Raw genomic sequence first — 22,699 nt, 5'->3', positions numbered from 1 at the left:
TAGGAGGTTGTTTTTATGAAAAAAAGTAGAATATTAATATTTCTCATAGCCCTTCTTTTGATTATACCTATGTACATACAGATGAAAACATCCAAGGATATGGAGGCTGGTTCTGAAGAATTTTCCAGTATTGAAGGTGAAGTGATATATGGAATTGCCAATGCTTCAGGAGAAATTAATAAAATTGATGTGGACAGAAAAAACAGGAGGATGCTTTTTGATAAAAGATATGAATTTGCAAGGGGAAAGATGGATAAAATAATATTTTTTACAGAAAATGATACTTCTGAAGGGATTTACTTATTAGATGTAAATAAAAAAGAAAACATTTTGTTAGCTGAAAACTACATCTTGGATTCTCAGCCAGAGTTTTCGCCTGAAAGGAATAAAGCTGTATTTTTAGCACATAAAAAGGGTTCAAACAGTAAGTATGTTTTTTTGTTAGACTTGCAAACAAATAATATAGAAAGAATTGATGGATTGTCAGGGGAAATAAAACATATAAGTTTTTTAAATGAGGACACAATTTTATATTCAAAGAGACTACCGGGAGAGCTTGAAACCGTATTTCAAATTCACTCATATTCTTTTAATGATAAGATAGAAACAAGACTTATAAACTCTAGTTCAAATGATATAAATGCAGTGGCAGCCCCAAATGGAAAATTTATAACCTTTTTAAGTGACAGAAGGGGCAATTATAATCTATATATCATCAATTTATCCAACTCTGAAATAAAGGAAATCAATGTTGAAGATGGAGTTTATGGAGGCAGCATAAGCTGGTCTCCTGATAGTAAAAAAATACTTTATGTTACATTAGGAGATAAGGGTAATACAATTATAAAACTATCTAATCTTGAAAATGATAAAACAGAAAATGTAGGCTATGGCTATATACCCTCTTTTACAAAGGATGGGAAGCATATTTTATATGCTGACTACAAAAGGGATACTAAAATGCAGGAGATATATATTAAAAACATAGAGACCAAGAAAACAATTAAGGTGGTTGAATTTTTTCAAGAGCGTGTCTACTCAAGATGTATAAATCTTTTATACTTCATAGAAAAATAATAAACTCAAAAAAGGTCAGGATTTTTGTAAAGTTTATATTTTATTGAAAAATGAGAGTTGTATTACTTATTTAATTTATCGTCTATTTTTAAAATTCTTAAAATTATAAAAAATAGACGTTTTAGCGACGGTGTATTATTATAATGGTAATAGAAAGATAAATCGGATAAGGGGTGTAGGCAATGGAAGTTAAGGTACCAAGTGATATTGAAATAGCACAACAGGCTAAGATGAAACCAATAGCTGATTTAGCAATGGAATGGGGAATTGAAGATGAAGAACTAGAAATGTATGGGAAATACAAAGCTAAAATTTCCTTGGACATTTTAAACAGATTAAAGGAGAAAGAGGATGGGAAATTAGTTTTAGTTACTGCAATCAGCCCAACACCAGCAGGAGAAGGGAAATCAACAACAACTGTTGGTCTTGGCCAGGCACTTAATAAAATAGGTAAAAAGGCTGTTATAGCTTTAAGAGAACCCTCATTAGGACCGGTTTTTGGAGTTAAGGGGGGAGCAGCAGGTGGTGGATATGCCCAGGTTGTTCCTATGGAAGATATAAATTTACATTTCACAGGGGATATGCATGCAATTACAACTGCTAATAATCTTTTATCAGCTGCAATAGATAATCATATCAACCATGGGAACCAGCTGAATATAGATGCAAGACAAATAGTTTGGAAAAGGGTTCTGGATATGAATGACAGAGCTCTAAGGGATGTTGTTGTAGGTCTTGGGGGCAAGGCAAATGGATTTGTTAGACAGGATGGATTTATGATAACAGTTGCATCAGAGGTTATGGCTGTTCTTTGCTTGTCAACAAGCTTAATGGATATGAAGGAAAGATTTGGAAGGATGGTTGTTGCCTATACATATGAAGGTAAGCCAGTAACAGCAAAGGATCTTGGTGTTCATGGTGCAATGACGATGTTAATGAAGGATGCAATAAAACCAAACCTTGTTCAGACATTGGAAAATACACCAGCCCTTGTTCATGGCGGACCATTTGCAAACATAGCCCATGGATGTAACTCAATACTTGCAACTAGACTTGGATTAAAGCTTGGAGAGTATTTAATAACTGAGGCAGGTTTTGGAGCAGATCTTGGGGCAGAAAAATTCTTAAATATCAAATGCAGATATGGAGGTTTAAAACCTGCAGCTGTTGTTGTAGTTGCAACAATAAGAGCCCTTAAGATGCATGGAGGTGTAAAGAAAACAGACCTTGCTTCAGAGAATTTACAGGCTCTTGATAAGGGATTTGCAAACCTTGCTAAGCAGGTTGAAAACATAAGAAAGTTTGGTTTACCGGTAATGGTGGCTGTTAATAAATTTGTCAGTGACACAGAAGCAGAAATTGAACTATTGATTAAAAAATGTAAGGAATATGGTGTTGACGTTGCCCTTAACGAATGTTGGGGCAGAGGAGGAGAAGGTGGTGTGGATATGGCTCACACACTTGTTAACCTTATTGAAAGAGAAGAGTCAAGTTACAAACCATTATATGATATGGAAGCTTCTATACCAGAGAAGGTTAATACAATAGTGAGAGAAATTTATGGTGGTAATGGAGCAGTGTTTAGTCCAAAGGCACAAAAGGAAATTAAAAAACTTGAAGAGTTAGGACTTGACAAGCTTCCAATATGTATGGCTAAGACTCAATATTCATTATCAGATAATCCAGAACTTCTTGGTGCACCAAGTGGATTTGATATTACAGTTAAAGAAGTCAGGGTATCAGCAGGTGCAGGATTTATTGTATGTTTAACTGGCGATATAATGACAATGCCAGGACTTCCAAAGGTTCCAGCAGCAAACAATATAGATATAGATGAAAATGGAAAGATAACAGGATTATTCTAAACCAGCTATATATAGTAATTTTTCAAAAAGGGGGATTAATATGCTAAATAACATTGACATTTCAAAGGCAATGACTATTAAACTTGATGATGAACTGCCAAAGATGCCTGAATTTGTTGAGGGAATAAGAAGAGCACCAGATAGAGGGTTTAATTTAACACCTCAACAAACAGAGGTAGCACTTAAAAATGCATTAAGATACATTCCGGAAAAATATCATGAAATCTTAGCTCCAGAGTTTTTAGAGGAGCTTAAAACTAAAGGCAGAATATATGGGTATAGATTTAGACCAGAGGGGAATATAAAGGCTAAACCAATAGACGAATATAAAGGGAAATGCATAGAAGGAAAAGCATTTCAAGTAATGATTGATAATAACCTTGATTTTGAAATTGCACTTTATCCATATGAACTTGTAACCTATGGTGAAACAGGTCAGGTTTGTCAGAACTGGATGCAATACAGACTTATAAAAAAATACCTTGAGGAATTAACACAGGATCAAACTCTGGTTATAGAATCAGGACATCCACTTGGATTATTTAAATCTCATCCAAGTGCCCCAAGGGTAATTATTACAAATGGTTTAATGGTTGGTATGTTTGATAATTCCAAGGATTTTCATGTTGCAGCTCAGATGGGTGTTGCAAACTATGGTCAAATGACTGCCGGTGGTTGGATGTATATTGGACCTCAAGGTATAGTTCATGGTACCTTCAACACAATTTTAAATGCAGGAAGAATGAAACTTGGAATAGGACCAGATGAGGATTTAAGAGGTAGACTATTTGTAACCTCAGGTCTTGGAGGAATGAGTGGTGCTCAGCCTAAGGCTATTGAAATTGCAAATGGTGTTGGAATTATTGCAGAAGTTGATTATTCAAGAATAGAAACAAGACATAAACAGGGTTGGGTAACAAAGATTACAGACAGCGCAAAGGAAGCATTTGAAATAGCTCAGGAATATATCGACAAAAGGGAGCCAATGTCCATTGCATATTATGGAAATATAGTTGATTTATTAGAGTATGCAGTAGAAAACAACATAAAAATTGAACTACTATCAGATCAGACATCATGCCATGCTGCATATGAAGGTGGTTATTGTCCACAGGGAATAACATTTGAAGAGAGAACAAGACTGTTAAAAGAGGACAAGGAAACCTTTGTTAAATTAGTAGATAAAACACTAAGAAGGCATTTTGAATTAATTAAAACATTAGTTGATAGAGGAACATATTTCTTTGATTATGGTAACTCATTTATGAAGGCGGTTTATGACGCAGGAGTTAAGGAAATTTCCAAAAATGGAGTTGACGAAAAGGATGGATTTATTTTCCCATCATATGTTGAAGATATTATGGGACCAGAGTTATTTGATTATGGCTATGGACCATTTAGATGGGTATGTTTAAGTGGAAAACATGAGGATTTAATAAAAACTGATCATGCTGCTATGGAATGTATAGATCCAACAAGAAGGGCACAGGACAGAGATAACTATGTTTGGATAAGAGATGCAGAGAAAAACGCATTAGTAGTTGGAACACAGGCTAGAATATTATATCAGGATGCTTATGGTAGAATGAAGATAGCACTTAAATTCAATGAAATGGTAAGACGTGGAGAGGTTGGCCCAATTATGCTTGGTCGTGACCATCATGACGTAAGCGGTACAGATTCACCATTCAGAGAAACTTCTAACATAAAAGACGGAAGTAATGTTATGGCTGACATGGCAACTCAATGTTTTGCTGGAAATGCAGCAAGGGGTATGAGCCTTATTGCACTTCATAACGGTGGCGGAGTTGGAATAGGTAAATCTATCAACGGTGGATTTGGCCTTGTACTTGACGGAAGCCACAGGGTAGATGAGATAATAAAACAGGCAATGCTTTGGGATGTTATGGGTGGCGTTGCTAGAAGAAACTGGGCTAGAAATGTTAATGCTATGACAACAAGTATGGAATACAATGAATTGAATAAGGGAACTGATCATATTACAATTCCATATATTGCTGATGATAATCTGGTAAAGGGATTAGTAGAAAAGCTTTTTGAAGGAAAATAACTATATTAGAAGAACCTCCGTTATCTTAAAAGACAGATATGCAGGGGATAAAAGTTTCATGCATATCTGTCCATATATTGAAAAGACTGAAAATTATTAAATATAAAACAATTAAGGGATGGTGTTGATTATGGGAATGAATAAAATTGTACAGTGTGTACCTAACTTTAGTGAGGGTAGAGATTTAGAAAAAATTGAAAAAATAGTAAATCCATTCAGAGGAAAGAATGGAGTAAAGCTTTTAGACTACAAGAGAGATGAGGATCATAACAGGGTAGTTGTAACTGTAGTTGGAGAACCAGAAGCAGTTAAAGATGCAGTTATTGAAGCTATGGGAGTTGCAATTGAAGTAATCGACATGACTAAGCATCAGGGACAGCATCCAAGAATGGGAGCAATTGACGTTGTTCCATTTATACCAATAAAGAACATAAGCATGACAGAAGCAGTTGAACTTGCTAAGGAGGTTGCTAAAATTGCATCAGAGAAGTACAACCTTCCAATTTTCCTATATGAAAAGGCTGCAACAGATCCACAAAGAGAAAATCTTGCAACAATAAGAAAAGGCGAATTTGAAGGAATGGCTGAAAAGATTAAATCACCTGAATGGACTCCGGATTTTGGACCAGCAGAAATTCATCCTACAGCCGGTGTTACTGCGGTTGGAGCTAGAATGCCACTTGTTGCCTTTAATGTAAACTTAGATACAAATAATCTTGAGATTGCAAATAAAATAGCTAAGTGTGTAAGACACATAAGCGGAGGACTTAGATTCTGTAAGGCTATAGGAATTGAACTGTCTGACAGAGGAATCGTACAGGTATCTATGAATATGACAGACTATACAAAGACTTCATTATATAGAGCCTTTGAACTTATAAGAATAGAAGCTAAAAGATATGGTGTAAACATAGTTGGCAGCGAGATTATAGGACTTGTACCAATGGAAGCATTAATAGATACTGCAGTTTACTACCTTGGTGTTGAAGATTTTTCAATGGATCAAGTTTTAGAAACAAGAATTATGGAGTAGGCTATGAAAAAGGGTAATTTAATTATAAAAAATGCTAATGAACTTGTAACCTGCAGTGGTTTTAAGGCTAAAGCAGGAGTTGAGATGTCTGATTTACATCTGATTTTTAATGGAGCTGTTGTAATAGAAGAAGGAATAATAAAGGCTGTTGGTGCAACAGAGGAAATACTTAATAATTATGATGAAAATGATTATGAAGTCATAGATGCCAGCGGAAAAGCTGTTTTACCTGGCTTTGTTGATTCCCATACCCACTTTGTATTTGGAGGAAACAGGGCTGAGGAATTTTCATGGAGACTTAGAGGGGACAGTTACATGGAAATTATGCAGCGTGGAGGGGGAATTGTAAATTCCGTCAGAGCAACAGCTGAGGCTTCAAAGGAAGAACTATTTAAAATAGGGTTAAAAAGGTTGAATTCAATGCTCTCCTTTGGTGTTACAACAGTAGAAGGAAAAAGCGGCTATGGGCTTGATTATGATACAGAAATAAAGCAGCTTGAAGTTATGAACGAACTTGAAAAGGTTCATCCAATAGAGATAGCAAAGACTTTTTTAGGTGCCCATGCAGTTCCAAAGGAATATAAAGGCAGGGAAGATGAATTTATTGATTTTATAATAGAAAAGGTTTTACCAACAGTAGTTGAAAGAGATCTTGCTGAGTTTTGTGATATATTCTGTGAAAAGAATGTGTTTACGGTGGAACAGTCAAGAAGGCTTTTAAACAAAGCAAAAGAGTTGGGAATGAAGACTAAGATACACGCTGATGAAATAGTTCAATTAGGTGGCGCAGAATTGGCAGCTGAGATTGGTGCTGTATCTGCAGATCATTTACTTCAGGCTTCAGATAAAGGGATAGCTGATATGGCAAAGGCAAAAGTAGTGGCAACCCTCCTTCCATGTACAGCATTCAGCTTAAAGGAAGAATTTGCAAGGGGCAGATATATGATAGATAAGGGTTGTGCAGTTGCCCTTGCAACAGATTTCAACCCAGGAAGCTGCTTCACTGAATCGATACCTCTTGTAATTGCCCTTGCAGCATTGCATATGAATATGAGCATTGAAGAAATAATAACAGCACTTACAATAAACGGAGCAGCAGCCATTGACAGGGCTGATAAAATCGGTAGTATAGATATAGGCAAGCAGGGAGATATTATAATTCTTGAAAACCCATCTTATAAATTTTTACCATATCATATTGGAGTAAGTATTGTAGAAAAGGTTATTAAGAAGGGACAGCTTGTATTTGATAAAGAAAAATAGTAACTTAAATATTGAAATTCAGTATAATATGAGTTATTCAGAGGAGGAAATATTATGTTGGCAGATATGAATGTAAAGGAGTTTCTAGCTCAGACAGCTTCAAACTCACCGGTTCCGGGAGGTGGAAGTATTGCAGCTTTAAGTGCTGGTGCAGCAGCTGCTTTAACTGAAATGGTTGCAAACCTGACAATAGGTAAAAAGGGTTATGAAGATGTAACAGCTGAAATGGAAGAAGTTGCAAAGGCAGCTTTCAGATTGAGAGAAAGTTTTATTGAAGATATTGACAGAGATTCAGATGCCTTCAATAAAGTTATGGATGCATTTAAATTGCCTAAGAATACAGATGAGGAAAAAGCAGCCAGAAGTGCAGCTATACAGGAAAATACAAAGGAAGCAGCTCTTGTTCCTTTAAAGGTTGCAAAGGAAGCCTTCAGCATGATGGAACATATAGAAAAGGTAGTTGAAAAGGGAAATAAAAACGCAGTAACAGATGGTGCAGTAGCTGCAATGATGGCAAGAACTGCAGTATTATCAGCTCTTTATAACGTGAAAATAAATCTTGGTTCCATTAAAGATGTGGAGTTTGTAGAAAAGGTTTCAAAGGAAGTTAATGAACTTGAAACTAAAGTGGTTGAAGTAGAAAAGAATATTTTAGCAAAGGTTGTATTATAAATTTAAAATGAAATTTTTGATAAATTATACAAGTAAATAACAAATAGTGATAATAATAAAGGCTGTGGCATTAGCATTTTTAGTTGCTAATACTACAGCCTTTTAGTTTGCAGCTTGAATTGGAATTTTACGGATGATATAATATATATTAAGATGATAGTTTAACTATCAAAAGTATTTTAAGATAATTCAAAATATAACAACAAAAAAGGAGTTGCACACAGTTGAATTTAAAGGATAAGCGAAAACAGGAACTAGATGAGCAAAAAGAAAAGAGAAAGGAGGAAGTTGTAGCGGCAGCGGTAGAGGTTTTTAAAGAAAAGGGTATTGAAAATACAAAAATGACAGATGTAGCATTAAAAGCTGAAGTAGGAATAGCTTCTGTATACAGATATTTTAAAACTAAGACAGACCTTATAGTAGAAGCAGCAACTTGGCTATGGAGGGAAGAGGTAAACAATTTTTATAATGAATTTTATGAAGAAAATTTTCTAAAATTAAGTGGCAGTGAGAGGGTTAGAAAAGTATTAAGCTCCTTCATAGACATATATGAAAATCACTCTGAAACAATAGTCTTTTTAGAAAACTTTGATAACTACATTGTTAATCAGAAGATTTCAACAGATAAGCTTGAGGAGTATGAAAAGAACATAATTACTCTAAAGTCTTTAATTCTAAGTTCCATAGAAAAGGGAAAGGAGGATGGGACAATTAAAAAACAAATTAATAGTAATGATTTTTATATAACTATAACACATTCTTTAATGAGTTTATGTCAAAAACTGATACTCAGGGGAGCAGTTCTTAAAAGTGACAGTGAGGTTAAAGGAAGGGAGCAATTAAGTCTGTTAATTGACATGGCAATGAACTATATTTGTAATTAATTTTAATATAATTTGAGGGGGATAAAAATGAAGGAAAGATTACCAGTTTCAAAACAAATTGCATATTCATTAGGTCAATTTGGATGGTCGCTTTTAGCGGGGATTATAAACACATATTTGGTATTTTATTATATTCCAACAGGGAAATCGGGAATTCAGGCAGTGATTCCACAGATAGTATTTTTTGGATTTTTAACAATTATAGGTTTGATAACAATGTTAGGAAGGTTTTTTGATGCTATAACAGATCCATGGATTGCAACATTAAGTGATAGATGCAGATCTAAAAAAGGAAGAAGAATTTCATTTATGCAAAAATCAGCTATACCCTTTGCAATATTTACTGTCTTGGTCTTCTGGACTCCTGTGAAGGGAGAAAGTGTCATTAATGCAGTATTTCTTGCTATAACTCTTTTACTCTTCTATTTATTTTTAACAATGTATGTAACCCCTTATTTTGCACTTCTATCAGAATTAGGCCATACACCTGAAGAAAGGCTAAATCTTTCAACATATATCTCAGTTACTTGGTTTTTAGGATTTGCAGTTGCTTCACAGGCACCTTCTCTATGGAATATATTTTTAAATATGGGATACAGTAAAGAAACATCAATAAGAATAGCCTTTTCTATACTGGCATTTATTGCTCTCATATTTTTATTGATACCAGTATTTTCAATTGATGAAAAGAAATATTGTGAATCAGTTCCTTCAGAGCTTAAAATGATGGATTCCATAAAGGCAACATTTAAAAATAAGGAATTCACAGTATTTGTTGTTTCTGATTTAATATATTGGATAGCCCTCACAATGTTCCAGAATGCTCTTTTATATTATATCACTATATTACTTGATAAACCGGAAGATATGCTAGGTATACTGTTAGTACTTCTTGGGGTAGGATCTTTTATTTTCTATGTCCCTGTTAATTTTGCTGCAAAGAAACTTGGAAAGAAAAAGCTTATGGTTGTAGCATTCTTCATATTCATAATTGTATATGTATATGGATTCTTCCTTGGAAAATTACCTATTTCAACAACACTACAAGCATATATTTTGGTAATTTTAGGCTCCATTCCTATGGCTGTATTTGGTATTCTACCAAATGCTGTTGTAGCAGATATTGCTGAATATGACGCACAGCATACAGGTGTAAGAAGAGAAGCAATGTTTTTTGGAACACGTACATTTATGTCAAAGATAGGGCAGATGTTATCAATGCTTGTTCTTAGTTCACTCCTTCTTTTGAAAAGGAACGGCAGTAATGAATTGGGAATAAGATTAACTGCAGCCTTTGCTGCTGTATTTTGCGGACTTGGTTTAGTGTTTTTATTGATGTACAACGAAGAGAAGATTATTAAGGGAATATCATCTAAGGAAGCAAAGAAAGAAAAAGACATGAATATATAAAATCTGAAACTATAATTTTTGAAAACGGGGTATAGATTATGTTTTATCCTATTGAAATAAATTTTAGCTATTATTTAGATGGAGAATTGAATTCAGTTGTATTTAAGGACAACTTTTCCAATAAGGATTTCAGGGCTGAATTTAAGATAGATAAAATTGGTAATAATGAGAAACTAGTGTTATCAATTGAACCATATAAAGAAATAATGATTGAAAACCTTTTTATATGTAAAGATTTTATCTTCACCAGTAGCGATAGGATATTTGTTAATGGTTATCAATCATGGACAGATAGTAGAGAATTTTTTATTGATGAAAAGCTTAATAACATATCAAAATTGGCCAAACCTTTAATGAAAAGATATTATTTTGATAAATATGGGGATTATTCTTTTCGTAAGTATTCGGGGAAAAAAGGAATTTTTCATGGATATACTTATTCCTATATTAGAAATGGTAAAATCATTGATTTAATTGGTTCATTATCAGAGAGGAATGGATTTACCATAATTGAGGAGAATGTTAAAAACAATAAAATACTAATTAAAAAGGATTGCAATGGACTTTGGATAGATAAAAAGTATACTCCATTTGAAATCGTATGGCTTAAGGGATTAGAAAATGAAGTCTTTGATGAATATTTTAACTTAATGGGAATAAGTAAACCTAAGTTGAAACCTATGACTGGATGGACGAGTTGGTACAATTATTATCAAAATATAAATGAAGATATCATTATAGACAATTTAAATAACTTTAAAAATTTAGAGAAAAAAATAAATATTTTTCAGATTGATGATGGGTATCAAACAGCAGTTGGAGATTGGCTTTCAGTAGATAAAGATAAATTTCCTAAGGGGATGAAATATATAGCAGATGCTATAAAAGTAAAAGGATATAAGGCAGGTATTTGGCTTGCCCCCTTTGTATGTGAAACAAATTCAGAAATTTTTAAAGGAAAAAAAGATTGGATTCTAAAGGATAGTAGCGGGGAATTTGTTGTTGGAGGCAGCAATTGGAGTAAATTTTATGCACTGGATATTTATAATCAGGAAGTAAGAGATTATATAAGGAGAGTTTTTTCAGTTGTTTTAGAAGAATGGGGCTTTGATATGGTTAAACTTGACTTCCTATATTCTGTATGCCTTGTTCCTAGAAGGGATAAAACAAGAGGACAAATAATGACTGAGGCAATGGAATTTTTAAGGGAATGTGCAATGGATAAGCTTATACTTGGCTGTGGAGTTCCTTTAGGGCCTGCATTTGGAAAAGTTGATTACTGCAGAATAGGATGCGATGTAGGATTGGATTGGGATGATAAATTCTATATGAGATTACTTCACAGAGAAAGAATTTCAACATTAAATGCAATCAGAAATTCTATAGGAAGGCATCACTTAAATGGCAGAGCTTTTTTGAATGACCCAGATGTATTTTTATTGAGGAACAACAATATAAAGCTTACTGAAACAGAGAAAGAGACCCTAGCTACAGTAAACAGTGTTTTTGGAAGCCTGATATTCACATCTGATAATATTAGGGATTATGATATTAAAAAGAATAGGACCTTTGATGATATTATAAACTTAAAAAATAGGACAATTGAAAAGAAAGAGTTTTATAGGAATGGTTTAGTTGAGGTAGTTTATACTGAAGATAAAAACAGTTATTTGATGCTTATTAACCTATCAAATTCTACAGTGGAATACAATAGTAAGTTCAAAGGAAATTTGATACGTAGGGATGATAGGTATTTAGTTAATGAAAAAATAATTAAGATACAGCCACACAGAAGTATAGTATTTATAATCAATTTTTAAGCAATAAATTTTAAGGGAGATTTAGGGATGGAGAAGTCAAAATTTATTTTTGGGAACGAGGTTTCTGATAAAGTATATAAAAAGGCAGTTAGAAACAAGAAAAAATATATTAAAAAATTTGGCGATGACTCAAATACAACATATAATCTGACAGTAACAGAAAATAAAACATTATATCCTTTTTTAGGAATAAAGAATATTGAAATTGGAAGTGGTTCGGAAAAAATAGATACTAGCAAGGGAATAGTAATTGGAAATATCAGAATGGGTTTTGGTCATTATAGAATTTCTATGGCAATAGCTTCAGCTGCATATTCAATGGGTTATACTCCATATTGGTTTGATTTACACTCATATAGTCAAACAACAGGTGGAAAGGTTATAGCACATTTAAATTCACTCTATTCTATGGGTTCAAGATGGTCCCAAAAATATCCACTATTTAATAAATATTACTGGGAACCTTTAAATTCAGAGGGATTTAAAAAGCTTTCCTATAATGCTATGGATCAGAAGGTTTCGGAATTAATGACGCCAATATACAAAGAATTACCAAAGGATATACCCTTTGTGGCTACACATGTATGGCCAGCTCAGGCAGCTATTCATGCAGGTTTAAAGAGAGTTGTTAATGTAATACCAGACAATTGGCCAATGGCATTACATCTTGCTGAGGGTTCAATTCATACAGTTCAGACACCTTCATCATTTTTAGGATATAAAACACTTAAGGGTATGGATGGTAAGAAAATTTTAAAGCCTATTCCAGAAGGGGAAATATATGAGGTAGGCCATTATATTGACCATGAGCTTGTAGTTAATTTAGAGAAGGATTGTGAAAAAAGATTAGAACGTATAAAGAACAAAGGTGCAAAAAGAATACTTCTTACTGTTGGCGGTGCGGGGGCACAAAAGGAGATATTTGTTGAACTCATAAAGAAAATAATTCCCCTTGTGAATAAAAATAAGGCAGTTCTATACATTAATGTTGGAGATCATAAGGCTGTATGGGAAGGTATATCTCAGGAAATTCCTGCATTAGAGTCAATGAGTGAGAAATATTTTGATGATTGGAATAAAACCTGGGATTTTGCAGAAAAAGCATTAAACAGTGATATCACAGGTATCCATGCCTTCTATAATAAGGATATTTTTGCTGCAGTATATGCAACAAACCTTCTTATGAGATCATCTGATATAATTATTACAAAACCAAGTGAATTATCATTTTATCCAATACCCAAGCTTCTTATAAAGAGGGTAGGAGGCCATGAAGCCTGGGGGGCAGTAAGGGCTGCAGAAGTTGGGGATGGAACAATTGAATGTGAAACCACGGAAAGAGCATTACAGATGCTTGATTTAATGATAAATGGCGACGAAATACTTACAATGCTGGTAAACAATATTTTGAAGGCTAATAAAATCGGAATATATAATGGAGCGTATAAGGCGGTAGAACTGGCTGTTAAAAACTAGCATAGACTGGGGGATAGGTTATGGATGTAGACATTTCATATGAAATTGAAAGGTTACTGCAATATGGCTTAGAGAAGAAACTAATTCATAAAGAAGACGTGGTTTATACAAGAAATAAAATAATGGAAGTGTTAGGCTTAGAGGACATAAATGAAGTTTATATTAATACTGAAGAATTATCTTCCCCTGAACCAATACTCAGGAATATGCTTAAGTGGGCTTTACAAAAGGCTTATTATTGGATGATGGAGTTGACGCCTGGGACTTATTTGACACAAAGATTATGGGATGTTTAATAGGAAGACCTTCAGAAATAATTTCAACGTTCTTCAATATTTATAGGAGAGATAAGAAGGAAGCAACAGATTATTTTTATAATTTAAGCAAAGCTTCAAACTATATTAGAACTGACAGGATAGCCAAAGATATGAAATGGAAAACCCAAACGGAATATGGTGAACTGGATATTACTATTAATTTATCAAAGCCAGAAAAGGATCCTAGGGCTATTGCTGCAGAAAAAAATTTAAAAACAACTTCTTACCCCAAATGTCTGCTTTGCAAAGAAAATGAAGGCTATTCTGGAAGAATAAATCATCCAGCAAGACAAAACCATAGAATTATACCAATTACTATAAATAATGAAAATTGGTTTTTTCAATATTCACCTTATGTTTACTATAATGAGCACTGTATAGTTTTTAAGGGAGAACACGAGCCAATGAAAATATCACGAGAAACCTTTTGCCGTCTATTAGATTTTGTGGAACAATTTCCTCATTATTTCATTGGCTCTAATGCTGATTTATCAATAGTTGGTGGTTCGATTTTGTCCCATGATCATTTTCAGGGAGGTAATTATGAGTTTGCCATGACAAAGGCTCCAGTGGAAAAAGAGTATGCCATAGGTTATGGTAAAAAGGTCAAAGGTTATAGAATTAAATGGCCTATGTCTGTTATTCGATTAGAAGCTGTGGAAAAATGTGATTTAATAGAAAGTGCCTATCAAATTTATTTAAAATGGAAAAATTATTCTGATGTAGATGCCGGGATTATTTCCCATACAAATGGAATACCACATAATACTGTAACACCTATTGCCAGGATGGTAGATGGAAGATTTCAATTAGATTTAGTCCTTAGAAATAACAGGACATCTGAAGAATATCCATATGGAATTTTTCATCCACATCAGGAACTGCATCATATAAAAAAGGAAAATATAGGTTTAATTGAAGTTATGGGATTAGCAGTATTACCTGCAAGATTAAATAATGAGTTTAAAGAACTAACTGATTATTTAGTTAACCCTCATAAACTCCTAGAAATTGATAAAAATGAGAAGTTAATAAAGCACAAGGAATGGGCAATAGAAATAAACAGAAAGTATGGACCCCTTATGCATGACCAGGTGGAAGAGGTTTTAAAAAATGAGATAGGGCAAAAGTTTTTAAAGGTACTTGAGGATTCAGGAGTATTTAAAAGAGATGTTGAGGGACAAAATGCCTTTGACAAATTCATGGAATCAGTAAATAGGGACAGTAAAGAATAGTTCAGAAAGAAGAGGATATAAATTTGTATATCCTCTTTTTATATTACAGGGGACAGTATTGTCATATAATGAAGTAAATTGATAGTATAAACAGAAGAATACTTAAATGTCCCCATATATGTTAGAATAATATCAAAAGTATTGACAAAGAAGAATAAAAATGGTACTATTTATTCGTACTCGAACGAATGAAGGTGAGATAATGAACAAGAAGTGCATAATTGGTAAGATAAATGAAATTAGTTCTAATGCTAAAAAATTTGTTTCCCAAAAAATAAAAGAAAAAGGTTTACCAATATTACAAAATCATATTCCATTGTTTTATATACTTCCTGAAGATGGTAGTCCATTATTATTTAATGAAATATCAAATACATGGGAAATATCAAAATCCTCTTTGTCTGATATTATAAATAGATATGAAAACATAGGATTAATTAAAAAATGTATGTGCTCTGAGGATAAAAGAAGTGTATATATTAGTTTAACTAAAGAAGCTATAGATATAAAAAAAACTCTTGAAAATATAGAAGCTGAATTTTTAGATTTAGCGCTATATAATTTTGATAATAATGAAAGGCAAACTTTTGAAGAAAATATTGATAAATGTTTAATTAATGTTGAAAAAATGCTGTAAAAGCATTTTTTATGAATAAATAATTCGTATTCGTACGAACAATATTAAGAATAATAAAAATTAGTGAGAAGGGGTTTTTAATATGAATGAAACATTAAAAGTAATAAGAGAAAGAAGAACTACAAGAAAGTTTAAGCCTGAGCAAATAAAGGATGAGGAATTACAGGCTATAATTGAAGCAGGATTATATGCTCCAAGTGCACATAACCAGCAGACATGGAATTTTACAGTTATACAAAATAAAGAATTAATAGAAGAATTGAATGTTGAAGCTAAAAAAGCTGCAAAGGATTTCCCAGATGAATTAATTCAAAAAATGGCTAATAATGATAAGTTTAATATTTTTTATGGAGCACCAACTGTGATTATAGTTTCTGGAATGGATAATGGTATGATGCCTCAGGTAGATTGTGCAGCAGCATCAGAAAATATGTTAATTGCAGCAGAGTCTTTAGATATAGGAGCTTGCTGGAATGGATTTGTAGGATTTTTATTTAATGGTGAAAAGGGTGCAGAGTATAAAGCAAAATTAAATATTCCAGAAGGATTTACGCCATATTATGCAATAGTACTTGGATATAAAGATGTAAGAACCACTAATGCACCAGCAAGAAGAGAAAATACAGTGCAATATATTAGATAGAAAAAGTTTAGTACGGTGTTTTACTGATAATATGTCAATAGGAATTGGAATATTACAAGATATAACAGAAAAAGATGGAGGTAATTATGAAGGAGTTAGTTAATAAATCCCTTGAAAGAATTAGACCAATACTTCAAAGAGATGGTGGAGATGTTGAGCTTGTTGATATTACTGAAGAAGGTGTTGTAAGTGTAAGATTACAAGGAGCCTGTGGTAATTGTCCAGGATCTATGATGACACTAAAAATGCTTATAGAACAAACTTTAAAGCAAGAAGTTGATGGTGTAAACGAAGTTATAGGAGTATAAAAAATATAAACAGTTTATTTTAGTAGCTTTATATCTACAAATTTGTTTAGATATAAGGCTCTTTTTAAAATTCAATTTAGAATGAGAATGAAAAATTATTAGGAAATTTTAAATGATGTGGAAAGTATTAAAAGGGGAGAAAGTTATTTAAAAAAAGTAGAATACTAGTAAAAAAATAACTGGATAATGGAGTGAGAAATAATGAAAAATATTGGATCAGTAGTTGGATTATACCCTACAGCAGTAACAATTAAGGAACTTGAAGACGAAAATTTAGGTTTTGCAGGAGAAACAGTAGAAGAAATGAAAAGAAAGATGGAAAAATAAGTTTGGGGTGATACATTATGAAAGTAATATTTAACAGAAGAAGTATAAGAAAATATAAAGATAGACCAGTAGAAAATGAAAAGGTTGATAAACTTCTAAGAGCGGCTATGCAGGCTCCATCAGCAGGTAATCAACAACCATGGGAGTTTATAGTTGTTCAAGAAAAAGATAATTTAAAAAAGCTTTCGGGAATGAGTCCTTACTCAAAGCTTATCGCAGATGCTCCCGTAGCATTTGTATTATTAGCAAATGAGGATAGAATGAAATTCCCTGAAAATTGGCAACAGGATATGGGAGCAGCAGCACAAAATATTTTATTAGAAGCTGTAGAATTAGGATTAGGAGCAGTATGGTTAGGAGTAGCTCCATTAGAAGACAGGGTAAACTATGTGAAAAAAATGTTTAATTTACAAGATACTTTAAAGCCTTATTGTGTAATAGCTTTAGGTTATCCAGCAGAAGGAGAAGAAAATAAATTTATTGATAGATATGACGAAACAAGAGTGCATTTTGAAAAGTTTTGAGGAAAAAGTTGTTGAAAAGAATTTTGCCAAAGAAGATCAAATAAATGAGATTTCGAAGTCTAGGGACACTTAAGTGTTGTTCAGAGCAAATGATTAACATCTGCCTTAAAGGAATACTAATTGAAAAGTAGACTTTAAAGGGAGATGTTTTTATGCCTGGGAGTCTAAGAATACAAAATATATGTCATCAGTATGAATGCCATTTAGTTAGAAGGAAATTAGCTGTTTTTGTAGAATAATGTTTTTATAGATAAAACTGGAGGTATGTATAATGAGAAGGTGGCATAGAATCTTATGGATAATGGTGACAGTGCTAATGGTGTTTAGTTTTTCTTCTTGTAAAAAACAGGAAAGTGCAGAATTAAATAATCCAATATCAGAGGAACAGAAAGTAAAAGAGGATAATGTTGTAAAAGAACAAAAAAGGATGATGATTTCTCCATATACTGGTGAAGAAATTGAAGAGGATACATATAAAAACATTCCTTTTATGGCTGTAGTTGAAAATCATAGGGCGGCAAGACCACAGTCTGGGCTTTCAAGTGCTGATATTTTATTTGAAACACTGGCTGAGGGTGGAATACCAAGGTTTATAGCTTTATTTCATAAGAACAATGCAGATGAGATAGGACCAATAAGAAGCATCAGAGCATATTTTTTAGATATTGCCAGAGAATACAATCTTCCCTTTGCCCATTGCGGAGGAAGTCCAGATGCTTTAGAAACTATACGAAATAAGGGACTTATGAGTTTAAATGAATTTGCTTATGGTCCATATTATTACAGAGATAGATCAAGAAGAGCACCCCATAATCTTTATACATCAAGTCACAGAATTACAAAGGCAATAGAAAAAAATGACTATATCAGACAGCCACAAAGTGGATTGGAATTTGATGAAAATTTTTGGAAGAATGAAACTTTAACTAACGCTAATGATATTAAAATAGTTTTTAATGGATTTTATACAACAAGTTACATTTTTGAAAATGGTTTATATAAAAAATATATGAATGGTGAAATTGCAATAGATAAAAACAACAATAATCCCCTGACAGCAAAAAATATAATAATACAAATTGCAAAACTTAATTATAGAAATGATGAAAAAGGAAGAATTGATATAGATTTGATAGGTAAGGGAGAGGGATTTTTAATAAGCAATGGTAAATACATAAAAATAAAATGGAGCAGAGCAGGTGTAAAATCAAATACAAAAATTACAGATGAAAAGGGAAATCAAGTATATTTTAATGTAGGAAATACCCATTGGTGTATAGTGGATCACTCAGCAAAGATAGAAATAAAATAGATATTCAAACTGCAGAAGAAATTGACTGTAATAAAGGAGATGTACTCTATTGATAAAATTAATAAACATATCTACATTTGCAACTGATTTGAAAAGATTTGAATACGATTCTGAAAGAATGACTGCTTTTTTAAAAAGAAACAATCTAGATGGCTTTGAAGTTCTTAATATTAATAATTGGAATGGGGCACTACCACCTAAAAACACCATAAAAGGAGTTCATCTTAGATATTTCCCAATATGGTTAGATTTTTGGAAAGAAAATAACTGTGAGTTAATAAATCAATTTAAGACTATGGATAACGTTGAGAAATATTACGGTGGAAGGACAAGGGATACAATTATCGAACACTACAGAGATGAAATAACTAAAGCATCTATGTCAGGGGCACACTATGTGGTTTTCCATGTAAGTCATGTTCAGCTGGAGCATACATATACCCATAAATTTACCTATTCTGATTTTGATGTAGCTACTGCAGCAATTGAACTTATAAACGAAATTTTCAGGGGAATAAAGACGGAAATAACTCTTCTTTTGGAAAACCTATGGTGGCCCGGCTTAACTTTTTTAGATAAGAAAATAGTTGAGGAACTGTTAAACAGGATAGAATATCCTAATAAGGGATTTATGCTTGATACAGCTCATCTTATGAATACAAATCCATATTTAAAAAATCAAGAGGAAGGGATAGAGTATATTCTTGATACAATAAGAAAGATTGGTGACTTAAAACAGCATATAAAAGGATTACATTTAAATTGTTCTTTATCAGGAGATTATATACTTCAGTATTTAAATGATAAAAGTGTTAAATTTAATAGTTTCGATTTTTACAATGCCTATGGTGAGGTATTTAATCATATATTCAATATAGACAGGCATTTGCCTTTTAGCAGTCCAAAGGTACGAACTTTAGTTGAGTATATTAATCCGGATTATCTGACCTATGAGTTTTTAAGCAGCAGCCTTTCACAGCTTGAAGAATATATTTCAATTCAAGATAAAGCTTTAAAATAGAGTATGTAAATTATTTTGGAAAAAACTTTAACAACAGGAGTGAAGTATATGTTTCATAAAAATAGTTTATCAGAAAAATCACCAATAAACCAGTTTTTATTTAGTCTTGGTTTCTTTTTATACTTTTCCAAACCTGTGTTAAAGCATATTAAGGAATTAAACGTATTATATTAAATTTTTTAATATTATTTAAAGAATTTAATATTAATATATACCTGGTTAAAACTCAAGCAGATTAATTTTACGGGTATATTAGGTAGTATAAAAAGTTGTCCAAAATTGAAATTAGGGGGGGTAAAATTGATTTTGAATTTTTAGGTGTAGTTGTGTGAGTAAATTAATTTGTTTATTGGAGTTTAGTGATGATTAACGCAGATGTAGACAAGATAAAATAACGGCAGTCAACCTAGATTTAAAACCTAGATTTAATCTGTCGGCTGTTTTTGTACTTATAGGCTAATTAGCATATAAAAATACATTAAAGATATTTTAGTATAAAAATTTAATTATAATTTATAGAGTTTTGAGGAGAGTGATATACATGTCAGGTAAATTTATGCTAGTTAAAAAAATAGTTATACCAATAATTACCTTTGTAGTAATGACATCACAATTAACAGGTTGTACAACGCTAGCCAAAAAGAAATGGTTAATTTAATCAATAAAGGTCAAACAATAACACTGGAAGTGGCAAATCCAAACTATGGAGTTATGAAAACAAAACAAGACATTCAAAAAGAATCCCTTCAAAACTGGATACAATTAGACCAGTTAAAAACACATCCAGAGTTTAGAAGGGAATTTGACAAGTTATTAAACATAAACATTGTAACTGAAAATGGGGTAAATGGAAAATCTGGTTGTATTTATGTAGATAGTGAGGGGGATAGGAATGGTAATACAACCTTAGCAGATGCACTAAAAAATTCAGTCTTTGTGGAACAATACTTATTACACACAGAAAATAATTTAAAAATAAAAGAGTTAGCACCAAAGGCATATACAGACATAAAAAACACAAAAGACGTATCAGCATTAATAGCTTCAATTAACGCATATTACAACCTGTTAGATGAACCAGGAGCAACAGAATTTAAAGGTAACCAATTAATAACAAGAGAAGATTTTTACACATTGGTATTTAAAGCAGAAACACCAGTACAGAAACTAGAGTCAGACAAATTATTTGAATTAGCAATAGGAGGCAAAACAGATAAAAGCATCTATGCACAAAGTGTAGCAGACTATGGTTGGTTACAAACAACCACAAAGAGTTTAGATGCAAAATCATATAAAGGAACAATGTCAAGGGCAGAGGCAGTTTACTTAGTAGTAAACAAATATTTACCAGACTTATTTAAAGAAGTTACAATCTTTGATAAGGGATATAAAGATACAAAAAATGCAGGGGATTTAGTAAAGAAATTAGGGTTGAAGGAAAATGGGGTACCAAAGGAAAAGTGGCAATTTTACACCTTGGCATATATGCTCAAGCACCCAGATGAAGGTTTACAAGAAGAAATGTATAAAGCAATGGTAATATCAAAGAGTCTTGATTTAATGAGAGGAGACGAGTCAAGATGGGATGAGGCAATAACAAAGGAAGAGGCAATAAGGCTTGTAATTGACACACATCTAGCAGTAAATGATATACAGGGATATAAAACTACAATTGAATATGGAAAAATGAATGAGTCTAAGTTTGATGTAGCATATTCAGAGGATAAAGTATTAGGATACACAGAAGATGGATATGCATATGGAGAAAACTGGGTAGAACTTCCTAAAGGAACCACAGGAATTATAGACCCATATCAAACATTGGATAATGGAATGAAACTAGTAGAAGTGAAACAAATGTTAAAGGAATATGAGGCTAAGTGGAAAAAAGAGAATAAGAGTTTACATGAGATAGATGCATTGAAATCAGAAATAGCAAAGGGTTTAGGAACAGATATAGCTACATTAAACGCTATACCAGATTCAGAGATAGCGAAATTTGTACAAAAAGAAAAAGAAGAGAAAGAGATATTAGCAGAGGCTAAGAAGGTGGCAGATACAAGTAAAATTAAACAAAGCACAAATAATAAAAAGACACCACCAAAAACAGTTAAGAAAGGGACAACAAATACAAATACAAAGAAGAGTAATGTAACGGCTAGTAAAAATTCACCATATTCAAATATAAAACTTCCATATGGGGCACGAGTAATAACTTCAAAGGAAGAGTTTGATGATTATGTAGCAAAGGATAAAGTAAACTTCTCAAACCATGGAAAAATACCAGTATTATACAAAGGAGTAGTTTATATGTGCACCCATAGTGATATAAAGGCATTAAATATGCGCACGGACAGGGCTGGGTTTGAGTGGTATTTAAATGATCAAATAGTCATAGGTGGACTAGACCCAGATTACATCAGAGGAAGTTTACAGGATCACAAGTAATAACTATATTTAGAGGGTGGTGAAAATAGATGTCATTGAAGAATAAATTAGAGGGGAGGATGAGGATAGTATTATCAATATTGATAATACTATCACTCCTCCTAACTCAATTCAATCAAATAGTTTTAGCAGGAAGTAATAATGTAGGTACTCCTCCAATTGGAGGAGATAATGGAGGAGGAGGTAGTGGGGGAGTAAGTTCTGGATCTCAATATACATGGTCTAGTACACAAGTCGGGTTTAGAGTAACATTAGTAGATAAGTAAGCGTCAAAAACTCCCCACCTCGGAATGAAGCAGGGAGCTGTATATAATACTTATGTAGTTTTAATTTGTATACGGCAAGACTCTGGCGGG

Annotated in this window: 19 protein-coding genes and 1 pseudogene; all 20 read left to right on the top strand. The window is 32.7% G+C overall.

What is annotated here, in order from left to right:
• Window positions 1–15: 15 nt before the first annotated feature.
• A complete protein-coding gene (locus tag Q428_RS01595; protein ID WP_035377565.1) occupies window positions 16–1,077 on the top strand; it encodes a TolB family protein in 1,062 nt (353 codons plus the stop codon).
• Between the two features lie 182 nt (window positions 1,078–1,259).
• Window positions 1,260–2,942 carry a formate--tetrahydrofolate ligase gene (locus tag Q428_RS01590; RefSeq protein ID WP_035377563.1) on the top strand — a complete coding sequence of 561 codons (1,683 nt, stop codon included), beginning with the start codon at window positions 1,260–1,262 and terminating at the stop codon, window positions 2,940–2,942.
• Window positions 2,943–2,982: 40 nt separating this feature from the next.
• A complete protein-coding gene (locus Q428_RS01585) occupies window positions 2,983–5,013 on the top strand; it encodes a urocanate hydratase (protein ID WP_035377560.1) in 2,031 nt (676 codons plus the stop codon).
• Between the two features lie 136 nt (window positions 5,014–5,149).
• Entirely contained in the window at window positions 5,150–6,046 is an 897-nt protein-coding gene (gene ftcD, locus Q428_RS01580; RefSeq protein ID WP_341348990.1) for a glutamate formimidoyltransferase, read from the top strand.
• Between the two features lie 3 nt (window positions 6,047–6,049).
• Window positions 6,050–7,309, top strand: coding sequence for an imidazolonepropionase (gene hutI / locus Q428_RS01575; RefSeq protein ID WP_035377556.1), 1,260 nt, complete (start codon window positions 6,050–6,052; stop codon window positions 7,307–7,309).
• Window positions 7,310–7,363: 54 nt separating this feature from the next.
• Window positions 7,364–7,981: a cyclodeaminase/cyclohydrolase family protein gene (locus tag Q428_RS01570; protein ID WP_035377554.1), complete on the top strand. Its 618-nt coding sequence runs from the start codon at window positions 7,364–7,366 to the stop codon at window positions 7,979–7,981.
• Window positions 7,982–8,205: 224 nt separating this feature from the next.
• Complete coding sequence (locus Q428_RS01565) at window positions 8,206–8,865, top strand: TetR/AcrR family transcriptional regulator (RefSeq protein ID WP_035377553.1); 660 nt, start codon at window positions 8,206–8,208, stop codon at window positions 8,863–8,865.
• Between the two features lie 27 nt (window positions 8,866–8,892).
• Window positions 8,893–10,275 carry an MFS transporter gene (locus tag Q428_RS01560; protein WP_051514804.1) on the top strand — a complete coding sequence of 461 codons (1,383 nt, stop codon included), beginning with the start codon at window positions 8,893–8,895 and terminating at the stop codon, window positions 10,273–10,275.
• Between the two features lie 38 nt (window positions 10,276–10,313).
• On the top strand, window positions 10,314–12,095 hold the full coding sequence (locus Q428_RS01555) for a glycoside hydrolase family 36 protein (protein ID WP_084478030.1): 1,782 nt from the start codon (window positions 10,314–10,316) through the stop codon (window positions 12,093–12,095).
• A gap of 27 nt (window positions 12,096–12,122) precedes the next feature.
• Window positions 12,123–13,571, top strand: coding sequence for a DUF6937 domain-containing protein (locus tag Q428_RS01550; protein ID WP_035377552.1), 1,449 nt, complete (start codon window positions 12,123–12,125; stop codon window positions 13,569–13,571).
• A gap of 20 nt (window positions 13,572–13,591) precedes the next feature.
• Window positions 13,592–15,123 (top strand): annotated as a pseudogene (gene galT, locus Q428_RS01545) (UDP-glucose--hexose-1-phosphate uridylyltransferase).
• Between the two features lie 202 nt (window positions 15,124–15,325).
• A complete protein-coding gene (locus Q428_RS01540) occupies window positions 15,326–15,760 on the top strand; it encodes a MarR family winged helix-turn-helix transcriptional regulator (RefSeq protein ID WP_035377550.1) in 435 nt (144 codons plus the stop codon).
• 82 nt (window positions 15,761–15,842) lie between these two features.
• On the top strand, window positions 15,843–16,403 hold the full coding sequence (locus Q428_RS01535; protein ID WP_035377549.1) for a nitroreductase family protein: 561 nt from the start codon (window positions 15,843–15,845) through the stop codon (window positions 16,401–16,403).
• An 86-nt stretch (window positions 16,404–16,489) separates the two neighbouring features.
• The gene (locus tag Q428_RS01530; protein WP_035377548.1) at window positions 16,490–16,711 is read left to right on the top strand and encodes a NifU family protein; all 222 of its coding nucleotides are present in this window, start codon (window positions 16,490–16,492) and stop codon (window positions 16,709–16,711) included.
• A gap of 201 nt (window positions 16,712–16,912) precedes the next feature.
• Entirely contained in the window at window positions 16,913–17,038 is a 126-nt protein-coding gene (locus Q428_RS16225; protein WP_278244852.1) for a hypothetical protein, read from the top strand.
• 17 nt (window positions 17,039–17,055) lie between these two features.
• On the top strand, window positions 17,056–17,562 hold the full coding sequence (locus Q428_RS01525; RefSeq protein ID WP_035377547.1) for a nitroreductase family protein: 507 nt from the start codon (window positions 17,056–17,058) through the stop codon (window positions 17,560–17,562).
• 271 nt (window positions 17,563–17,833) lie between these two features.
• The gene (locus tag Q428_RS01520; RefSeq protein WP_051514802.1) at window positions 17,834–18,874 is read left to right on the top strand and encodes a DUF3048 domain-containing protein; all 1,041 of its coding nucleotides are present in this window, start codon (window positions 17,834–17,836) and stop codon (window positions 18,872–18,874) included.
• A 49-nt stretch (window positions 18,875–18,923) separates the two neighbouring features.
• On the top strand, window positions 18,924–19,895 hold the full coding sequence (locus Q428_RS01515) for a TIM barrel protein (protein WP_035377545.1): 972 nt from the start codon (window positions 18,924–18,926) through the stop codon (window positions 19,893–19,895).
• Window positions 19,896–20,540: 645 nt separating this feature from the next.
• The gene (locus Q428_RS01510) at window positions 20,541–22,343 is read left to right on the top strand and encodes a hypothetical protein (protein ID WP_035377544.1); all 1,803 of its coding nucleotides are present in this window, start codon (window positions 20,541–20,543) and stop codon (window positions 22,341–22,343) included.
• Window positions 22,344–22,372: 29 nt separating this feature from the next.
• Window positions 22,373–22,609 carry a hypothetical protein gene (locus Q428_RS01505; protein ID WP_035377543.1) on the top strand — a complete coding sequence of 79 codons (237 nt, stop codon included), beginning with the start codon at window positions 22,373–22,375 and terminating at the stop codon, window positions 22,607–22,609.
• The last annotated feature ends 90 nt before the right edge of the window (window positions 22,610–22,699 follow it).

The organism is Fervidicella metallireducens AeB, assembly GCF_000601455.1.
GTDB classification, from domain to species: domain Bacteria; phylum Bacillota; class Clostridia; order Clostridiales; family Caloramatoraceae; genus Fervidicella; species Fervidicella metallireducens.
The sequence above is the reverse complement of the archived record's forward strand: the minus strand, read 5'-3'. Positions and strand labels throughout refer to the sequence as shown.

Bases quoted from the DNA above. Each gene is read 5' to 3' on its own strand.
- hutI (WP_035377556.1), top strand. From the start codon at position 6,050: ATGAAAAAGGGTAATTTAATTATAAAAAATGCTAATGAACTTGTAACC.
- Q428_RS01585 (WP_035377560.1), top strand. From the start codon at position 2,983: ATGCTAAATAACATTGACATTTCAAAGGCAATGACTATTAAACTTGAT.
- Q428_RS01525 (WP_035377547.1), top strand. From the start codon at position 17,056: ATGAAAGTAATATTTAACAGAAGAAGTATAAGAAAATATAAAGATAGA.
- Q428_RS01595 (WP_035377565.1), top strand. From the start codon at position 16: ATGAAAAAAAGTAGAATATTAATATTTCTCATAGCCCTTCTTTTGATT.
- Q428_RS01570 (WP_035377554.1), top strand. From the start codon at position 7,364: ATGTTGGCAGATATGAATGTAAAGGAGTTTCTAGCTCAGACAGCTTCA.
- Q428_RS01505 (WP_035377543.1), top strand. From the start codon at position 22,373: ATGTCATTGAAGAATAAATTAGAGGGGAGGATGAGGATAGTATTATCA.
- Q428_RS16225 (WP_278244852.1), top strand. From the start codon at position 16,913: ATGAAAAATATTGGATCAGTAGTTGGATTATACCCTACAGCAGTAACA.
- Q428_RS01535 (WP_035377549.1), top strand. From the start codon at position 15,843: ATGAATGAAACATTAAAAGTAATAAGAGAAAGAAGAACTACAAGAAAG.
- Q428_RS01550 (WP_035377552.1), top strand. From the start codon at position 12,123: ATGGAGAAGTCAAAATTTATTTTTGGGAACGAGGTTTCTGATAAAGTA.
- Q428_RS01520 (WP_051514802.1), top strand. From the start codon at position 17,834: ATGAGAAGGTGGCATAGAATCTTATGGATAATGGTGACAGTGCTAATG.
- Q428_RS01510 (WP_035377544.1), top strand. From the start codon at position 20,541: ATGGTTAATTTAATCAATAAAGGTCAAACAATAACACTGGAAGTGGCA.
- Q428_RS01555 (WP_084478030.1), top strand. From the start codon at position 10,314: ATGTTTTATCCTATTGAAATAAATTTTAGCTATTATTTAGATGGAGAA.
- ftcD (WP_341348990.1), top strand. From the start codon at position 5,150: ATGAATAAAATTGTACAGTGTGTACCTAACTTTAGTGAGGGTAGAGAT.
- Q428_RS01590 (WP_035377563.1), top strand. From the start codon at position 1,260: ATGGAAGTTAAGGTACCAAGTGATATTGAAATAGCACAACAGGCTAAG.
- Q428_RS01560 (WP_051514804.1), top strand. From the start codon at position 8,893: ATGAAGGAAAGATTACCAGTTTCAAAACAAATTGCATATTCATTAGGT.
- Q428_RS01530 (WP_035377548.1), top strand. From the start codon at position 16,490: ATGAAGGAGTTAGTTAATAAATCCCTTGAAAGAATTAGACCAATACTT.
- Q428_RS01540 (WP_035377550.1), top strand. From the start codon at position 15,326: ATGAACAAGAAGTGCATAATTGGTAAGATAAATGAAATTAGTTCTAAT.